Genomic DNA, 16,106 nt, shown 5'->3' with positions numbered 1-16,106 from the left:
CTTACCGGAAGGGGGGCTCGTTGAAGGCGCGCAGCTTGCGACTGTGCAGCTTTGGCCCTTCCTGGCGCAACAGTTCGCAGGCCATCAGGCCGACACGCAGATGGCCGGCAATGGCTTCCTCATAGAAGCGGTTGGCCTGGCCGGGCAGCTTCAGTTCGCCATGGATCGGCTTGTCCGATACGCAGAGCAAGGTGCCATAGGGGACGCGGAAGCGATAACCCTGCGCCGCAATGGTGGCGGATTCCATGTCGATGCCGACCGCGCGCGACAGGCTGAAGCGCAGGGCGGAACTGGAATAGCGCAATTCCCAGTTGCGATCGTCGGTGGTGACGACCGTGCCGGTGCGCAGGCGGCGCTTGAAATCTTCCGGATTGCCCCCGCCCAATATCGCTTCGGCGGCACTTGCCATCGCGACCTGTACTTCGGCGATCGCCGGCACCGGGATTTCCGGCGGCAGCATCTCGTCGAGGACATGGTCGTCGCGCAGATAGGCGTGGGCCAGCACATAGTCGCCGATCCGCTGGCTGGGTCGCAAGCCGCCGCAATGGCCGATCATCAGCCAGGCTTCGGGACGCACCACCGCCAGATGGTCGCAGATGGTCTTGGCGTTGGATGGACCGACACCGATGTTGACAAGGGTGATGCCACTGCGATCCGGTGCGATCAGATGATAGGCCGGCATCTGATGCTTGCGCCAAGCGCTGTCGGCGATCATCTGGGCCGGGTCCGCCGTTTCAGGCGTCACGAAGACGCCGCCGGCACCGGATAGCGCGGTGAAGCGGCTGTCAGGACGCTGCAGTTCCTTGCACGCCCAGTCCACGAACTCGTCGACATAGCGATGATAGTTGGTGAACAGGATATAGCGCTGCACATGCTCGGCCGGGGTACCGGTATAGTGCTTCAGGCGCGCCAGCGAGAAATCGGTGCGCAGCCCGTCGAACAGGGCGAGCGGGCGGTCCCCTTCGGCATCGGGCGTGAACAGTCCGTCGGCGATCTCGTCGCCGATCTCGGCCAGTTCCGTTGCCGGGAAGTGGCGCGCCAACTCGGTCGGCGGCGTGCCGTCGAGCGCATTGATGTCGAGCCCGTCGAGGACATAGGGGAAGGGGATCTGCTGATCCGACAGGCCGGTTTCGACCTCCACGCCATAGTCGCGGACCAGAAGGTCAATCTGTTCGGCGAGATAATCGGCGAACATGGCGGGCCGGGTGACCGTGGTCACATAGCGGCCGGGCTTCGACAGGCGCGCGAACGAACGGCCCGGCGGTGGTGCCTGGCTGTCATCCTGATAGGTGACCCGCAGTTCGGGATAGCAGAAGCGCCGGTCGGCCCGAGCCTCGGGCGGCGGTATGCTGCCATCGCGGGCATAGGCACGCATCGCCTCCCGCAGATTTTCGATGGATGTCTGATAGATGGCGTCGAGTTGCGCGACGATCGCTGTGCCGATGCTCTGTGTCATCACCTCTTGCTACCGCACTTGTGTGACGGAAGGAAGATGCCAGCGAAACAATCGCGCGCCCGACCGATCTGGCCGGGCGCGCGACCGGAAAATTCAGAGCTGTTCGAGCATGAAGTCGGCCGAGGAGACCTTGAAGTCGCCCGGTGCTTCGACGTTCAGTTCCTCAACGACACCGTCCTTGACGATCATCGAGAAGCGCTGGCCACGCTCACCAAGGCCGAACTTGCTGCCGTCCATGGTCAGGCCAACGGCCTGCGCGAAGCTGCCATTGCCGTCGGCCAGCATCGTCACCTTGTCATCGGCGCCGGCCGACTTGCCCCATGCGCCCATGACGAAGGCGTCGTTGACGGCGGTGCAGGCGATTTCATCGACGCCCTTGCCCTTGAGGGCCTCGGCCTTTTCGATGAAGCCGGGCAGATGCTTGGCCGAGCAGGTCGGCGTGAAGGCGCCGGGCACCGAGAAGAGGGCAACGGTGCGGCCCGCGAAATAATCATCCGAAACAACCTGTTCGGGGCCGTTTTCGGTCATCTTCGTGAAGGTGGTGCTGGGAAGGCGGTCACCCTTGGCGATGGTCATATCTTGTCTCCTGGCCTGTGGCGTCGCGGAGTTCGTTGCTCGCGCCTTCGCTGTCAAGGGTGCGGGCGCGGAATATGGCACGATGCCCCTTTGTCGCGACGGTCGCCGATTGGCATTGGCGCGTTTCTGCCTATATTCCGCAGCATGACCGATCCGCACTTCTATGGCGGCCGCTTCCTACTGGCATTGCCGGGCATGGAAGATGAGCGCTTTGACCATTCCGTGATTGCGCTGTGCGTGCATGACGAGGATGGGGCGCTGGGCATTTCCCTGAGCGAGGAGGTCGAGGGGGTCGGCTTGCGCGATCTGCTCCAGAGTTTCGATATCGACGCTTCGGCTATTCCCGACCAGCCTGTTCTGAAGGGCGGGCCGGTGGAGCCGCGGCGCGGCTTCGTGCTGCATTCGCTCGACTGGGCCGGGCAGGATATGGTGCAGTCCGGGGCGGACTGGGGCCTTTCCGGCTCGCTCGACATATTGAAGGCGATTGCCGAAGAGCGCGGCCCGAGCCGCTATCTTGTCGCACTGGGCTATGCGGGCTGGGGCGCGGGCCAGCTGGAACGGGAAATGGCGGGCGAAAGCTGGTTCCTGGCCGAGGGCGATGCGGCCCTGCTGTTCGATACGCCTGCGCACCGCAAATGGCGCGCCGCCTATGCCGCTGCGGGGGTCGATTCGGCCCATCTGGTGAGCGGCGGCGGGTCGGCCTGACTTTTCGATCCGTTGCGCTGTCGATTTTCGGCCGTTTCAGGGGCAGAACAACAACAGCCATTGGCCGCTTGTTCTGACATCGTAACTGAACCGTTTAGGGTAAATTCGCCTTAACCATAGCGCGATAGATTGCAGCAATTGGTTCCGCCCATTCTCCGTCTCTGGGGAATATGCGGGGTTATTTCATGAAGAAGATTATCTGTGCGGCGCTTGCCGCCGCGATGCCGCTCGCGCCGGCGTCGGCAGCGACCTGCTGGAAGAAGGATCATGTCGAGGCGGCGCAGGTCCGCAATTTCGAGATGATGCTGATGGTGTCGGCGCTTCGCTGCAACACCAGCGCCTATGATTTCCTGCCGGCCTATAACCAGTTCGTGCGTGAAAAGCGGACGGCTCTGGTCGAGGTGAATGACGCGCTGCGCAGCCACTTTGCGGACGTTGCGGGTCTGGAAGGCGGTCTCGACGCCTATGATGATTATGTCATCATGCTGGCGAACAGCTATGGCGCGGGTGCTGGCGGGCTGGAATGCCGGGATCTTCAGGCGATCCAGGCGGCGGCCAATGCGGTCCCGGCCAATCGGGCTGCGATCTGGAAATTGTCGGAATCTGCCGGCATCGCGCCGCGGATCGATGCGCCCCAGTGCGACATGGCGATCGCGCTGGCCAATGATCTGCTGGCCGACGAAGGTGTAAGCGGCGGCTCTGTGGGCCGATCCATCGCCATGGCCGAAGGGGCAGCGCGCCTGCCGTCCGCACAGGTTCGGGGGCCGGCCAATTAACACATAAAGAAAACTTTATATTGAGTTGCCATGCTTGGCGGTGATTGGTAAAGCCCGACCATCGCCGCCGCCTTCCTTATGCCGGCGGCCGGTCAATTTCTAATGATGGAGACAGGCTCGTGGCCACCGTACCCGCTGACAAGGCGCAGGATTATGTGATCGCCGATATCGGCCTTGCCGCCTTTGGTCGCAAGGAAATCGAGATCGCCGAAACCGAAATGCCCGGCCTGATGGCTCTGCGCGCCGAATTCGGTGCGTCGCAGCCGCTCAAGGGCGCGCGCATCACCGGTTCGCTGCACATGACGATCCAGACCGCCGTGCTGATCGAGACGCTGACCGCGCTGGGCGCGCAGGTCCGCTGGGCGACCTGCAACATCTATTCGACGCAGGACCATGCCGCCGCCGCGATCGCCGCGTCGGGCGTGCCGGTCTTCGCCGTCAAGGGCGAGAGCCTTCAGGAATATTGGGACTATGTCGAGCGCATCTTCGACTGGCACAATGACGACAGCGGCGTCTGCAACCTGATCCTCGACGATGGCGGCGACGCCACCATGTTCGCCCTGTGGGGCGCCCGCGTCGAAGCCGGCGAAGAGCTGTTTACGCCGTCGAACGAGGAAGAGGAAATCTTCTGCGCCGTGCTGAAGCGCGTGCTGGCCGAGCGTCCCGGCTTCCTGACCAAGACCGTCCAGTCGATCAAGGGCGTGTCGGAAGAAACCACCACCGGCGTGCATCGCCTGTATGAACTGTCGAAGAAGGGCAAGCTGCCCTTCCCGGCAATCAACGTGAACGACAGCGTCACCAAGTCGAAGTTCGACAACCTCTATGGTTGCAAGGAATCGCTGGTCGATGCCATCCGTCGCGGCACCGACGTCATGCTGGCCGGCAAGGTCGCCTGCGTCGCCGGCTTCGGCGACGTTGGCAAGGGTTCTGCTGCCTCGCTGCGCAATGGCGGCGCCCGCGTCCTCGTGACCGAGGTCGATCCGATCTGCGCCCTGCAGGCCGCGATGGAAGGTTATGAAGTCGTGACGATGGAAGAAGCCGCCCCGCGCGCCGACATCTTCGTTACCGCCACCGGCAACGAAGGCGTCCTGACCGTCGATCATATGCGCGCCATGAAGAATATGGCGATCGTGTCGAACATCGGTCACTTCGACAGCGAAATCGAAATCGCCGGCCTCGCCAACATGAAGTGGACCGAGATCAAGCCGCAGGTCGACGAAGTCGAGTTCCCCGATGGCAAGAAGATCATCGTCCTGTCGAAGGGTCGCCTGGTCAACCTGGGCAACGCCACCGGCCACCCCAGCTTCGTGATGTCGGCCAGCTTCACCAACCAGACGCTGGCGCAGATCGAACTGTGGACCAAGAGCGAGACCTACGGCAACGACGTCTACGTCCTGCCCAAGCATCTGGACGAGAAGGTCGCCGCGCTGCACCTGGAAAAGCTGGGCGTGAAGCTGACCCAGCTCAGCCAGCGTCAGGCCGACTATATCGGCGTGCCGGTCGAAGGCCCGTTCAAGCCGGACCATTACCGCTACTAAGAATTGGAAAGGGGGAGGGCCATCCTCCCCCTTTTACCTTATCCGATGCCCGGACCATGCTGTGCCGGGCATTCATCATATCTGGGCGCTTTCCGCCGGCGCCAAGTTGCGTTAGGCCCGTGGCCATTGGTCTGTATGAACGATAAACAACTGGTCGCGAACGGGATGGGAATGGCGCAATGGGGTCTATGAGCCCGCTTGCCACTTTGTTGCTGGGCACGGTGATGGCCGGCTGGCTGGGGGCTGCGATATGGGCGCTGGTCACGGGCCAGCGCATGCGCCGCGCAGGCATGCAGGCGCAGGGCAAGCTTGATCGGCTGACGACGCTGCTGGCGTCGGCGCCGGCTGCGCCCGTCATCATTCATCCCGACGGCCGGATGGAGGCCGCCGACCGGCTGGGCAAATGGCTGGGCCGAGACCGCGTGCCGACCTTCGTGTCCGAACTGACGGCGCCCGATGGCGGGCTTGAGCCGGCCGATGCCGCTGCATTGGGGCGCGAGATCGGCGCCGCACAGAAGGCCGGCAAGAGTTTTTCGCTGCCGATCCGCGGTAGCGGTTCGTCGCGCACGCTGCTGGTTCGCGGTGCGCCAGCCGGGCCGGCGCTGGCCGCCAATGGCGGCGTCGTGCTGTGGATATTCGACGCGACCGACAGCCAGGCGGAAATCCAGGCGCTGAGCGCGACCGTCGGGCAATTGCGCGAGGCGCTGGAGGCGCTCGCCGGACTGGTCGAGGCCGCGCCCTTCCCGATGTGGCACCGCACGCCCGACCTGCGGCTGAGCCTGGTCAACAGCGCCTATGTCCGCGCCGTCGATGGTGCTGGTGCCCATGACGTGATCATGAACGGCACCGAACTGGTCGAGAATGTGAACGGCTTCAGCCCGCAGGACGCCGCAGCACAGGCGCTCGACGAGGGCAATTCTCTTGCCCGTATCGTTCCGGCAACGATCGACGGCGAACGGCGGACGATGCGCGTCGTCGACGTGCCGCTGGGCGCGGCCGGTGTCGCAGGTTTCGCGATGGACCAGCATGAACTGGAACAGGCGCGGGTCGAGCATCGTCGGCTGGAAGCGGCGCAGCGCGATCTGCTCGATCGTCTGTCGGCCGGTGTTGCGCGCTTTGGTCCCGACCGGGCGCTGCGCTTCTGGAACCAGCCCTTCATCAGCCTGTTCGGCCTGAAGCAGGAAGCGCTGACCGATGCGCCGCTGTTCGAGCGCGTGCTGGATCAGATGCGCGATGCCCGCCGCCTGCCGGAAAATCGCGACTTTCCGGCCTGGCGCGCGGAGCGGCGCGACTGGTTCCTGTCGCCTGATCCGCTGGAGGAGAACTGGCTGCTGGTCGATGGCACGCATTTGCGCGTCTATGCCCAGCCGCTGCCCGACGGTGGCCTGTTGCTGATCTTCGAGGATCGGACCGAACAGGTGCAATTGTCGAGTGCGCGCGACACGCTGCTGCGGGTGCGGACGGCGACCTTCGACAATCTGTTCGAGGCGATCGGTGTCTTCTCGTCGGATGGGCGCCTGCATCTGTGGAACAGCCGTTTCCGCACCATCTGGGACATCAGTGAAGAGGCGCTGGGCAAGCATCCCCGCATCGACGAGTTGATGCGCGCTGTGCAGAGCCGCCTTGCCAAGCCGCAGCAGAGCAATCTGGTGCGCGAACTGGTCCGCGCGGCGACGGTCGAGCGCAAGCAGCGTGTCGGCCATGTGGGCTTTGCCGACGGGCGCATCTTCGAATTTGCCGCCATTCCGCTGCCGGACGGCAATGCGCTGTTCACCATGCTGGATGTCACCGACAGCCGGCGGGTCGAGCAGATGCTGCGCGACCGGAACGAGGCACTGGAACAGGCCGACAAGGTCAAGACCGCCTTCGTCACCAATATGAGCTATGAATTGCGCACGCCGCTGACGACCATCGCCGGCTTTGCCGAGATGATGAGCGCGGGCTATGCCGGTGAACTCAGCGACAGCGCGGTCGAATATGTGAACGGCATCCTGCAGAGCACTGGCCGTCTGTCGATGCTGATCGACAATGTGCTCGACCTGACCCAGGGCGAGGCCGGGACGTTGCCGATCGAGCGCAGCGAGGTCGATCTGGCGGCTCTGGTGCGTGCCAGCGTGGCGCGCATCGATGCCGAGGCGAAGGCCAAGGGGATCGATCTTGCCGTCACCTTGCAGGATACGCTGGGGGTGATCCAGGGCGATGCACGCCGGATCGGCCAGGCGGTCGATCATCTTCTGGAAAATGCGGTGCGCTATTGCGGCTCGGGCGCACGGGTGCTGTTGCATGGCGATGGCGGCCCCGATCTCGCCCGTCTGGTCGTGTCGGACAATGGCCCCGGTATCGATGCCACCCGGCAGGCGACGATCTTCGATGCGATCAGCCGCGCCGAGCAGAACCGCAAGGGCGCGCGCGCGACGATTGGCCTGCCGCTGGTCAAGCAGTTGGCACAGGCCCATGGCGGCACGTTCGAACTGGTATCGGAACCTGGCCAGGGAACGATGGTCGTGATCGAGCTTCCCCGTGGCTGAGCTGGATATGATCCTGGAGGGCGAGGGCGCCCAGCTCGATCTTGGCCGACGATTGGCCAGCCATGTCCGCATCGGTGACGTCATCGCGCTGGAAGGAGGCCTCGGCGCCGGCAAGACGACGTTGGCGCGCGGCCTGCTGGAAGGGCTTGGCCTGGAGGGGGAGGCGCCCAGCCCCAGCTTCGCGATCGTCCAGCCCTATGACATTCCCGATGTCCGCCTGCCGGTCGCCCATGTCGATCTCTACCGGCTTGATGATGCGGAGGAAGCGGCCGAGCTGGCGCTGGACGAATATCTGCAGGACAGCCTGCTGATCATCGAATGGCCCGACAGGCTGGGCGATGGGCTCTGGTCGCACGCCCTGTTTCTGACCATCATGATCGAGCCGGATGGCGCACGGCGCTTGACAGCGCGCGTGCCCGACGCTTGGACGGACCGATGGTCACAGATATGATCCCCCCCGCAACCGCCCCCGCTTTCCTCACGCAGGCGGGTTGGGATGGCGCCGCCATCGTGCCGCTTGCCGGCGATGCGTCCTTCCGCCGCTATTTCCGCGTGGTCGACGGCGGCCGCCGTGCCGTGCTGATGGACGCGCCGCCGCCGCATGAAGATCCGCGTCCGTTCATCGTGATTGCTCAGCATCTGCTGGGTCAGGGCTTTGCCGCGCCGGCAATCCTGGCGCAGGACCTGACGCAGGGCCTCGTCCTGATCGAAGATTTTGGTGACGAGCGCCTGAAGGAGCATGTCGAGCAGGATCCGGCAGGCGAACTGGCGGTCTATCGCCGCGCGATCGATCTGCTGGCCGACCTGCACAAGCTGCCCGCTGCCGATGTCCCGCCCTACGACCGCGCGGTCTATCAGCGCGAGGTCGGGCTGCTGACCGAATGGTATTGCCCGGCGCTGGCGCTGGACGTCGATGCCGACGCTTATCATGCGGCCTGGGACGCGGTGCTGCCGATCGCCGAACAGTCGGCAAGCCCTGTCGTCACCGTGCTGCGCGACTATCATGCCGAAAATATCATGCTGATTGACCGGCCCGAAGTGCGCGGCCTGGGTCTGCTCGATTTCCAGGACGCGCTGGCTGGCCACCCGGCCTATGACCTCGTTTCGCTGCTGCAGGATGCCCGGCGCGACGTGTCGCCGGAACTGGAGGCGGCGATGCTGGCCCATTATCATGCGGTCGCCAATCCGCCGGCCGATTTCGACGCCGCCTATGCGGTGCTGGGCGCCCAGCGCAACGCGAAGATCATCGGCATCTTCACCCGGCTTTGGAAGCGCGACCACAAGCCGCGCTACCTGTCCTATCTGCCGCGCATGTGGGGTCTGCTGGAGCGCGATCTGGCCCATCCGGCGCTGGCGCCGGTCAAGGCCTGGTTCGATGCGAATATCCCTACCGACAAGCGCCATCATGCGCTCGCGGAGTTCGCTCAGGCATGATCGATACCGCCATGCTCATGGCAGCAGGACTCGGCAAGCGGATGCGCCCGCTGACGGCGACCCGTCCCAAGCCGCTGGTGAAAGTCGCCGGCAAGGCGCTGATGGACCATGCGCTCGATCGCCTGGCGGCCGGCGGCATCAAGACGGTGGTCGTCAACGTCCATTATCTTGCCGACACCGTCGAGGCGCATCTGAGGACGCGCAAGGACATGGACTTTCGCATTTCCGACGAGCGGGCCAAGCTGCTGGAAACCGGCGGCGGGCTGATCCACGCCAGGCCACTGCTCGGCGACAAGCCGTTCATCTGCGCCAATAGCGACAATCTCTGGATCGACGGCCCGGCCGAGACGCTGGGCATGATGCAGCGGCTATGGGATCCCGAACGGATGGACGCGCTGCTGCTGCTGGTGCCGCTGGCGCGGGCCAATTGCCATAGCGGACCGGGCGATTTCCATATGGACGCCAATGGCCGCCTGACGCGGCGCAAGACAGCCCATGTGGCGCCGTTCGTGTTTACCGGCGTGCAGATCCTTTCGCCCCGCCTGCTGGTCGATCCGCCGGCGGATGTCTTTTCGACGAACATCTTCTGGAACCGCGCGATCAAGGCCGGACGCCTCTATGGCGCGGTCCATCAGGGGCTGTGGTTCGACGTGGGCACGCCGCAGGCCATTCCCGTCGTGGAGTCGATGATCGCCCATGGGTGATCGGGCCAAGCCGGCGCTGTACACCATCCCGGCGCATCGCGCCTTCGCCGACGCGCTGGTCGCCGGCATCTTGGCGCAGCAGGGAGGCGATCCCGTCCGTCTGGCGCAGGGCATGATCCTGCTGCCCAGCAATCGCGCCGTCCGGGCCGTGAGCGACGCCTTCGTCCGTCGGGCCGAGGGCGGCCTGCTGCTGCCCCGTCTGGTCGCGCTGGGCGACCCGGAATTGGGCGAGGAAGTGGGCGGCGCGCTGGATCCGCTGTGGGAGGGCGATGCCGTCCCCGCCGCCATCCCGCCGATGCGGCGGCAGATGATCCTGGCGCGCATGGTGCAGGATGCGGGCGGCGCGGCCGATGCCGGCCAGGCGCTGCAACTGGGGCAGGCGCTCGGCGCCGTGCTCGACCAGATGCAAGTGGAGCGGGTGCCGCTCGATGCGCTGTCGAAGCTCGACTTGATCGAGGGGCTGTCAAGCCATTGGGAAAAATCGCTCGACCTCTTCTCCATCCTGATTGCGCGTTGGCCGGCTGAACTGGCACGGCTGGGCTTCATCGACCTGGCCGACCGGCGCAATCGGCTGTTCGATCGGGTTGCCGCGCGCTGGGCTGAGGCTCCACCACCCGGCTTCATAGTCGCGGCCGGCATCAGCGCAACCGCACCGGCGATCGCGGGGTTGCTGCGGCGGATCGCCGAACTGCCCAATGGACAGGTGGTGTTCGCCGGCCTCGACCAGAATTTGGATGAAGACGCCTGGGCCGCGATCGGTCCATTCCCGCCCGATCCCGTCACCGGCCGCAGCGCCGCGGGGCATGAGACCCATCCGCAATATGCGCTCAAGCGCCTGCTCGACCGGATGAGCGCCAGCCGCGAGGATGTCGCCCAATGGCGCTGGGGCAGCGAACATGATGCCCGCGCCGTGCGCGGCCGCAATATTTCCAACGCGATGCTGCCGCCGCGCTTGACCAGCCGCTGGCGCGATCTCAAGAGCGCCGACCGCTCGCTCGCCGGGGTCGAGGCGCTGGAGGTTGCGACGCCGGGCGAGGAAGCGCAGGCCATCGCCATCGCATTGCGCGAGGCGCTGGAAACGTCGGAGCGGACCGCCGCGCTGGTGACGCCCGATCGGCAACTGGCCGTGCGCGTTTCCGCCCATCTGCGCCGCTGGGGCATAGAGGCCGACGATTCCGCTGGTCAGCCACTCTCCCGCCTGCCGCCCGGCACGTTGCTGATTGCGATGGCGGAGGCGGCGGCCGAGCGCTTTGCGCCGGTCGCGCTGCTGACCCTGCTCAAGCATCCGCTGGTGATGCGCGGCGAGATGCGCCTGCCCTGGCTGGAGGGCGTGCGTCAGCTCGACCTGCTGCTGCGGGGGCCGCGGCCGCAGGCGGGGCTGCGCGGCATCGACCTGCTGCTGGAGCCGCGCGAGGTTGATGACCGTCAGAAGGATCTGCGCGCACAGGCCCGCGCCTGGTGGCCTTGGGCGCGCGATCTGCTCGAACCGCTGGAGGCCGCCTTCGCGCTCGCGCCCGATCTGGCCGGGCAATTGGCGGCGGTGCGCGAACAGGCCGGGGCGCTCACCAATGACGCGCTCTGGGCCGGGCATCAGGGCCATGCCGCCGCCGACCTGTTCGCCGAGATGGAGGCCGCCGCGACCGAAGGGCCGCGCCAGGCCGATATCCGATCGCTGCCGGCGCTGCTCGACCATATGCTGGGCGGCGTGTCGGTGCGCCCGCCGCAGGGCGGGCATCCGCGCATCGCCATATTAGGTCTGGTCGAGGCCCAACTGGTGCAGGCAGACCTGATGATCCTGGGCGGCCTCAACGAAGGCAGCTGGCCGGGCCTGCCTTCGCCCGATCCCTGGCTGGCGCCGCGCATTCGCCGCGAACTGGGTCTGCCGGGTCTCGAAACCCGGATCGGCCTTGCCGCGCATGATTTTGCGAGCGCGCTCGGCGCCCCGCATGTCCTCATCACCCGTGCCCGGCGCGGCAGCGGCGGCCCGGCGATCGCCTCGCGCTTCTGGCTGCGGTTGAAGGCAATGGCGGGGCCACAATGGAAAGCCGCCGATCGCTATCGCCTGCTGGCCGATGCGCTGGACCTGCCGCCCAGCCACAAACCCTCCGCGCGCCCCGCGCCGGTGCCGCCGCTCGCCGCCCGGCCGACCCGCATTCCGGTCACCGATGTCGACCGGCTGAAGGCCGATCCCTTCGCCTTCTATGCGCGGCGCATCCTGAAGCTCAATCGCCTCGATCCGGTCGATGCCGATGCCGGGCCGGCTTGGCGCGGCACGGTCGTGCATGAGATATTGGAGCATTGGGCGCAGGGTGGCAGCCGCGATCCGGCCGATCTGGAGGCGCGCGCCCGCGCCATGTTCGCCCGGCCTGATGTCCATCCGCTGCTGCGCGCGCTGTGGCAGCCGCGCCTGATCGAGGCGATCCGCTGGATCGCGGCCGAAGTGGCGAAGGATCAGGCCGCGGGTCGCCATATCCTGGCGGTCGAGACCGAGGGCAAGGCGGAGATTGCCGGCGTGCTGCTGACCGGCAAGGCAGACCGCATCGACCGGATGCCCGACGGCAGCATCGGCATCGTCGATTACAAGACCGGCAAGCCGCCCAGCGCGCGGCAGGTGCGCGGCGGTTATGCGTTGCAATTGGGCCTGCTCGGCCTGATCGCCGAATCCGCCGATGGCGCCTTTCCCGGCGTGGCCGGCGCGCGGGTGGCGGGCAGTTTCGAATATTGGTCGCTGGCCAAGAAGGGCGACGCTTTCGGCTATCGCGAGAGCCCGGTCGATCCGATGGGCAAGCGCGACAAGATCATCACCGCCGATTTCACCGCCTTCGTCTATGACCAGTTTCGCGACGCGGCCGAAACCTGGCTGACCGGCACCGCGCCCTTCGCCGCGCAGGTCAATCCGGAAGTGGCCAATTATGGTGATTATGACCAGTTGATGCGGCTGGAGGAATGGTATGGGCGCGACGATGGCTAAAGGCTCCAGCCCTTTGCAACCGCTGGCCGGCGCGCAGGCGCTGGCCGCCGCGCCCGACGCCCATGTCTGGCTGTCGGCCTCCGCCGGCACCGGAAAGACCCATGTGCTGACCGCGCGCGTCTTCCGCCTGCTGCTGCAGGGGGTGCGCCCGGAAAATATCCTGTGTCTGACATTCACCAAGGCCGGCGCGGCGGAAATGGCCGACCGCATCCATGATCGGCTCGCCACTTGGGTGCAGGCCGAGGAACGCGACCTGTTCAACGATCTGGAGGCGCTCGGCGAAGAGAGCGGCCCGGAGGCGCGCGACCGCGCCCGGCGCCTGTTCGCCGAAGTGCTGGAATCGACCGGTGGCGGCCTGCGCATCCAGACTATTCATGGCTTCTGCCAGCAATTGCTCGCCTCCTTCCCGTTGGAGGCGGACCTCGCCCCCGGCTTCCGCCCGCTCGACGCGCGCGAACAGGGTGTGCTGGCCCGCCAGACATTGGCCGACATGGTCATCCGGGCCGAGGAACTGGGCGACGGTGACCTGATCGATGCCTTGCAGGCGCTCAGCCTGCGGCTGGGCGAGGGCGCGGCCGAGACGTTCCTGCTGCGCTGTGCCGCGCGCCTTTCCGCGCTGGCAGAGCTACCCGGCGATATCGGCCCCTGGCTGGCACGGGAACTGGGACTTCCCGAAGGCGATATCGACGCCTGGCTGGCGGACCAGTGCAGCGACGCCATGTTCGACATGCGCAGCCTTGCTTGGGTGGCGCAGGCCAATGCCGACTGGGGCACGGGGCGGGCGCTGGAACGCTGCGACCGGATCGCTGCCTGGCGCGGGCGAGATCCCGCAGCCCGCGCCGCGACCCTGACCGACCTGCATAGCGCCTGGGCGAAGGCGGATGGCGACCTCATCTCCGCCAAGGGCTGGGTGCCACCGATCGACGGCTATGGCGAGGCGACGGCGCGGCTCCATGCCCGTTGCGCCGAACTGATCGGTGTCAAGCTGCAGGCCGATTATGCCGCACTGCTGGCCCGCGCGCTCCATGCCGGCCGCGCCTATGCCCGCGCCTATGACGAGGCCAAGCGGCTCGCCGGCGCAGTTGATTTCGATGATTTGATCGCGCGCACGGCGTCCCTGCTCCAGAAGGAGGGGATCGCCGAATGGATACGCTACAAGCTGGATCAGCGGATCGACCATATCCTGGTCGACGAAGCGCAGGACACCAACGTCCATCAATGGGCGATCGTCGGCGCGCTGGCGGCCGAGTTCTTCGCTGGTGACGGTGCCAAGGCCGACAAGGTCCGCACCATCTTCACCGTGGGCGATTTCAAGCAGGCGATCTTCGGTTTCCAGGGCACCAGCCCGCAGGCGTTCGCCGCCGCGCAGATGGTGTTCGCCCGCCATGCCGACATGGCCGGCCATGCCTTCCACGACCTATCGCTCGATCGCAGCTTCCGCTCGACGCCGCCGGTTCTCGACCTGGTCGACCGGACGATCGCGACCTTGCGAGCGCAATCGCTGGGCCTGACCGAGGGCGAAGTGCGGCATATCAGCGCCAATCGGCATCCGGGCGAGGTGCTGCTGTGGAAGCCGACGATCGCGGGTCTTGCCGACGAGGTCGAGGGCGAGGAGGATTGGGTCGCCGATCAGGAACGGGAACTGGCCGGTAAGATCGCGCGCCAGATCCGGCAATGGATCGACGACAAGATGATGCTGGAAGCGCGGGGGCGCCCGGTCCGCCCTGGCGACATCATGATCCTGGTCCGCCGCCGCAGCGAACTTGCGCGGCTGATCGTCGCGCGCCTCTATGAGGAAAAGGTGGCGGTTGCCGGCATCGACCGCCTGCGCCTCAATGCGCCGCTGGCGGTGCGCGACCTGCTGGCCGCGCTGCGCTTTGCCACGCAGCCCGACGATGACCTGAACCTTGCCGCCCTGCTGGTGTCGCCGCTGATCGGCTGGACCCAGAACGAACTGATGGAGCGGGCCATCGGGCGCAAGGGTGGCCTGTGGCGCCATCTGCTCCAGCGGCTGGACGACGCGCAATTACAGCCGCTGCGCCAATTGCTGGGGCAGGCGGACTTCACCACCCCCTATCGCTATCTGGAGGCGATCCTGTCCGGCCCGATGGACGGCCGTCGCCGGCTGATCGAGCGGCTGGGGGCGGAAGCGGCCGACCCGATCGAGGAATTGCTGAATGCCGCGCTGGGCTTCGAGGCGGACGACCATCCCTCGCTCCAGCGCTTCATCGACTGGTTTGACCGGGGCGAGGTAGAGATTGTCCGCGACGCGGCGGCGCAGGGCGATGCGCTGCGGCTGCTGACCGTGCATGGCGCCAAGGGCTTGCAGGCACCGATCGTTATCCTGGCCGATGCCTGTCTCGATCCCGATGCCGGCAACCGCATGGATTCGCTCGAATGGAACGGCCTGCCGATCCTGGCCCCGCGCAAGGGCGAGCGACTTGGGCCGATCGGTGAGGTTGCGGCCGATGCCGCCGCGATCGAGCGCGAGGAGCATTGGCGCCTCCTCTATGTCGCGCTGACCCGTGCCGAGGAGAAGCTGATCGTCGCCGGATCGCTCGGGCCGCGCGCCAAGGGCGAGGTGAAGCCGCAAAGCTGGTATGGCGCGGTCGATGCGGCGATGGTCGACATGGGCTGCGACTGGGAAGCCGATCCCCTCTGGGGTGCCCGCCGCCGCTGGCGCGGGACCGAGGTACTGACGCCCAAGGCGGCACAGCCGGAAAGCGCCGAAGACAAGCCGGTAGTGGTCGAGCCGGACTGGCTGCGCGCGCAGGCGCCGGCGGAACAGCGTCCACCCCGGCCACTGGCGCCCTCCGCGCCGGTCGAGGATGACGTGCCCAATCCGCCGCCCACCGCCGCGATGCGCCAGGCAGCCGAGCGCGGTCGCTGGCTCCATGCCCTGTTCCAGCGCCTGCCCGACCTGCCCGCCGCGCGGCGTCGCGAGGGAGCGGGACGCTGGCTGGAGCAGCAGGGGGCAGGGGATGCCACTCTGCGCAAGGACGTGATCGACCATGCACTGCGCGTGATCGAGGATCCACATTTCGCCGCCCTGTTCGCGCCGGGCGCGCTGGCCGAAGCGCCGATCGCCGCGGTGGTCGGCGAAGCGGTGATTGCCGGCACGGTTGACCGGTTGCGGGTCGAGGCGGACCGGGTCCAGCTGGTCGATTTCAAGACCGGGCGGATGACGCCGCGCGATGCGGAGGAGGTGCCGGTCGCCCATGTCCGGCAGATGGCCGCCTATGTCGCCGCGCTGGAAGTGATCTTCCCCGGCCGCAGGGTGGAGGCGGCTTTGCTCTACACCAGCGCAGCGAGGCTCATCCCGTTGCCGGCGGCGCAACTGGCGCCCTACAAGCCGGGCTTTTCGCCCACGCAGCAATATTTGCTGCTGTGACCCGTTGAGCCAAGGGCGCAGCCATCC

The 16,106-nt window shown here is 66.5% G+C and carries 11 protein-coding genes; 9 read left to right on the top strand and 2 right to left on the bottom strand.

From position 1 onward, the window contains the following. Position 1: 1 nt before the first annotated feature. Entirely contained in the window at positions 2-1,456 is a 1,455-nt protein-coding gene (locus tag E5554_RS14905; protein ID WP_010338771.1) for an AMP nucleosidase, read from the bottom strand. Positions 1,457-1,549: 93 nt separating this feature from the next. Next, entirely contained in the window at positions 1,550-2,032 is a 483-nt protein-coding gene (locus E5554_RS14900; protein ID WP_069336045.1) for a peroxiredoxin, read from the bottom strand. 144 nt (positions 2,033-2,176) lie between these two features. Here E5554_RS14900 and E5554_RS14895 point away from each other — a divergent pair, with 144 nt between their 5' ends. From E5554_RS14895 to addA, 9 genes are all read left to right on the top strand, one after another. Next, entirely contained in the window at positions 2,177-2,737 is a 561-nt protein-coding gene (locus tag E5554_RS14895; RefSeq protein ID WP_136187272.1) for a YqgE/AlgH family protein, read from the top strand. 170 nt (positions 2,738-2,907) lie between these two features. Then, positions 2,908-3,513 (top strand): hypothetical protein, encoded by a 606-nt coding sequence (locus tag E5554_RS14890; protein ID WP_048937089.1) that lies wholly within the window; start codon positions 2,908-2,910, stop codon positions 3,511-3,513. A gap of 119 nt (positions 3,514-3,632) precedes the next feature. Continuing rightward, the gene (gene ahcY, locus E5554_RS14885; RefSeq protein WP_010338767.1) at positions 3,633-5,051 is read left to right on the top strand and encodes an adenosylhomocysteinase; all 1,419 of its coding nucleotides are present in this window, start codon (positions 3,633-3,635) and stop codon (positions 5,049-5,051) included. 179 nt (positions 5,052-5,230) lie between these two features. Then, positions 5,231-7,579 (top strand): PAS domain-containing sensor histidine kinase, encoded by a 2,349-nt coding sequence (locus E5554_RS14880; protein ID WP_125997539.1) that lies wholly within the window; start codon positions 5,231-5,233, stop codon positions 7,577-7,579. Further along, on the top strand, positions 7,572-8,030 hold the full coding sequence (tsaE, locus tag E5554_RS14875; RefSeq protein ID WP_010338765.1) for a tRNA (adenosine(37)-N6)-threonylcarbamoyltransferase complex ATPase subunit type 1 TsaE: 459 nt from the start codon (positions 7,572-7,574) through the stop codon (positions 8,028-8,030). The genes E5554_RS14880 and tsaE overlap by 8 nt, the downstream gene beginning before the upstream one ends. Next, positions 8,027-9,013 (top strand): phosphotransferase, encoded by a 987-nt coding sequence (locus E5554_RS14870; RefSeq protein ID WP_136187271.1) that lies wholly within the window; start codon positions 8,027-8,029, stop codon positions 9,011-9,013. The genes tsaE and E5554_RS14870 overlap by 4 nt, the downstream gene beginning before the upstream one ends. Further along, on the top strand, positions 9,010-9,717 hold the full coding sequence (locus E5554_RS14865) for a nucleotidyltransferase family protein (protein WP_136187270.1): 708 nt from the start codon (positions 9,010-9,012) through the stop codon (positions 9,715-9,717). Before E5554_RS14870 ends, E5554_RS14865 begins: the two co-directional genes overlap by 4 nt. Then, a complete protein-coding gene (gene addB, locus E5554_RS14860; RefSeq protein ID WP_136187269.1) occupies positions 9,710-12,688 on the top strand; it encodes a double-strand break repair protein AddB in 2,979 nt (992 codons plus the stop codon). Before E5554_RS14865 ends, addB begins: the two co-directional genes overlap by 8 nt. Beyond that, the gene (addA, locus tag E5554_RS14855) at positions 12,669-16,079 is read left to right on the top strand and encodes a double-strand break repair helicase AddA (protein ID WP_136187268.1); all 3,411 of its coding nucleotides are present in this window, start codon (positions 12,669-12,671) and stop codon (positions 16,077-16,079) included. The genes addB and addA overlap by 20 nt, the downstream gene beginning before the upstream one ends. Positions 16,080-16,106 lie beyond the last annotated feature (27 nt).

Origin of the sequence: Sphingobium sp. PAMC28499, assembly GCF_004795815.1 — a bacterium.
Classification (GTDB): domain Bacteria; phylum Pseudomonadota; class Alphaproteobacteria; order Sphingomonadales; family Sphingomonadaceae; genus Sphingobium; species Sphingobium yanoikuyae.
Note: the sequence above shows the minus strand (reverse complement) of the source record. Positions and strands in the feature narration are given on the sequence as shown.

Bases quoted from the DNA above. Each gene is read 5' to 3' on its own strand.
- addA (WP_136187268.1), top strand. From the start codon at position 12,669: ATGGGCGCGACGATGGCTAAAGGCTCCAGCCCTTTGCAACCGCTGGCC.
- E5554_RS14905 (WP_010338771.1), bottom strand. From the start codon at position 1,456: ATGACACAGAGCATCGGCACAGCGATCGTCGCGCAACTCGACGCCATC.
- E5554_RS14880 (WP_125997539.1), top strand. From the start codon at position 5,231: ATGGGGTCTATGAGCCCGCTTGCCACTTTGTTGCTGGGCACGGTGATG.
- E5554_RS14895 (WP_136187272.1), top strand. From the start codon at position 2,177: ATGACCGATCCGCACTTCTATGGCGGCCGCTTCCTACTGGCATTGCCG.
- addB (WP_136187269.1), top strand. From the start codon at position 9,710: ATGGGTGATCGGGCCAAGCCGGCGCTGTACACCATCCCGGCGCATCGC.
- E5554_RS14890 (WP_048937089.1), top strand. From the start codon at position 2,908: ATGCGGGGTTATTTCATGAAGAAGATTATCTGTGCGGCGCTTGCCGCC.
- E5554_RS14870 (WP_136187271.1), top strand. From the start codon at position 8,027: ATGATCCCCCCCGCAACCGCCCCCGCTTTCCTCACGCAGGCGGGTTGG.
- E5554_RS14900 (WP_069336045.1), bottom strand. From the start codon at position 2,032: ATGACCATCGCCAAGGGTGACCGCCTTCCCAGCACCACCTTCACGAAG.
- E5554_RS14865 (WP_136187270.1), top strand. From the start codon at position 9,010: ATGATCGATACCGCCATGCTCATGGCAGCAGGACTCGGCAAGCGGATG.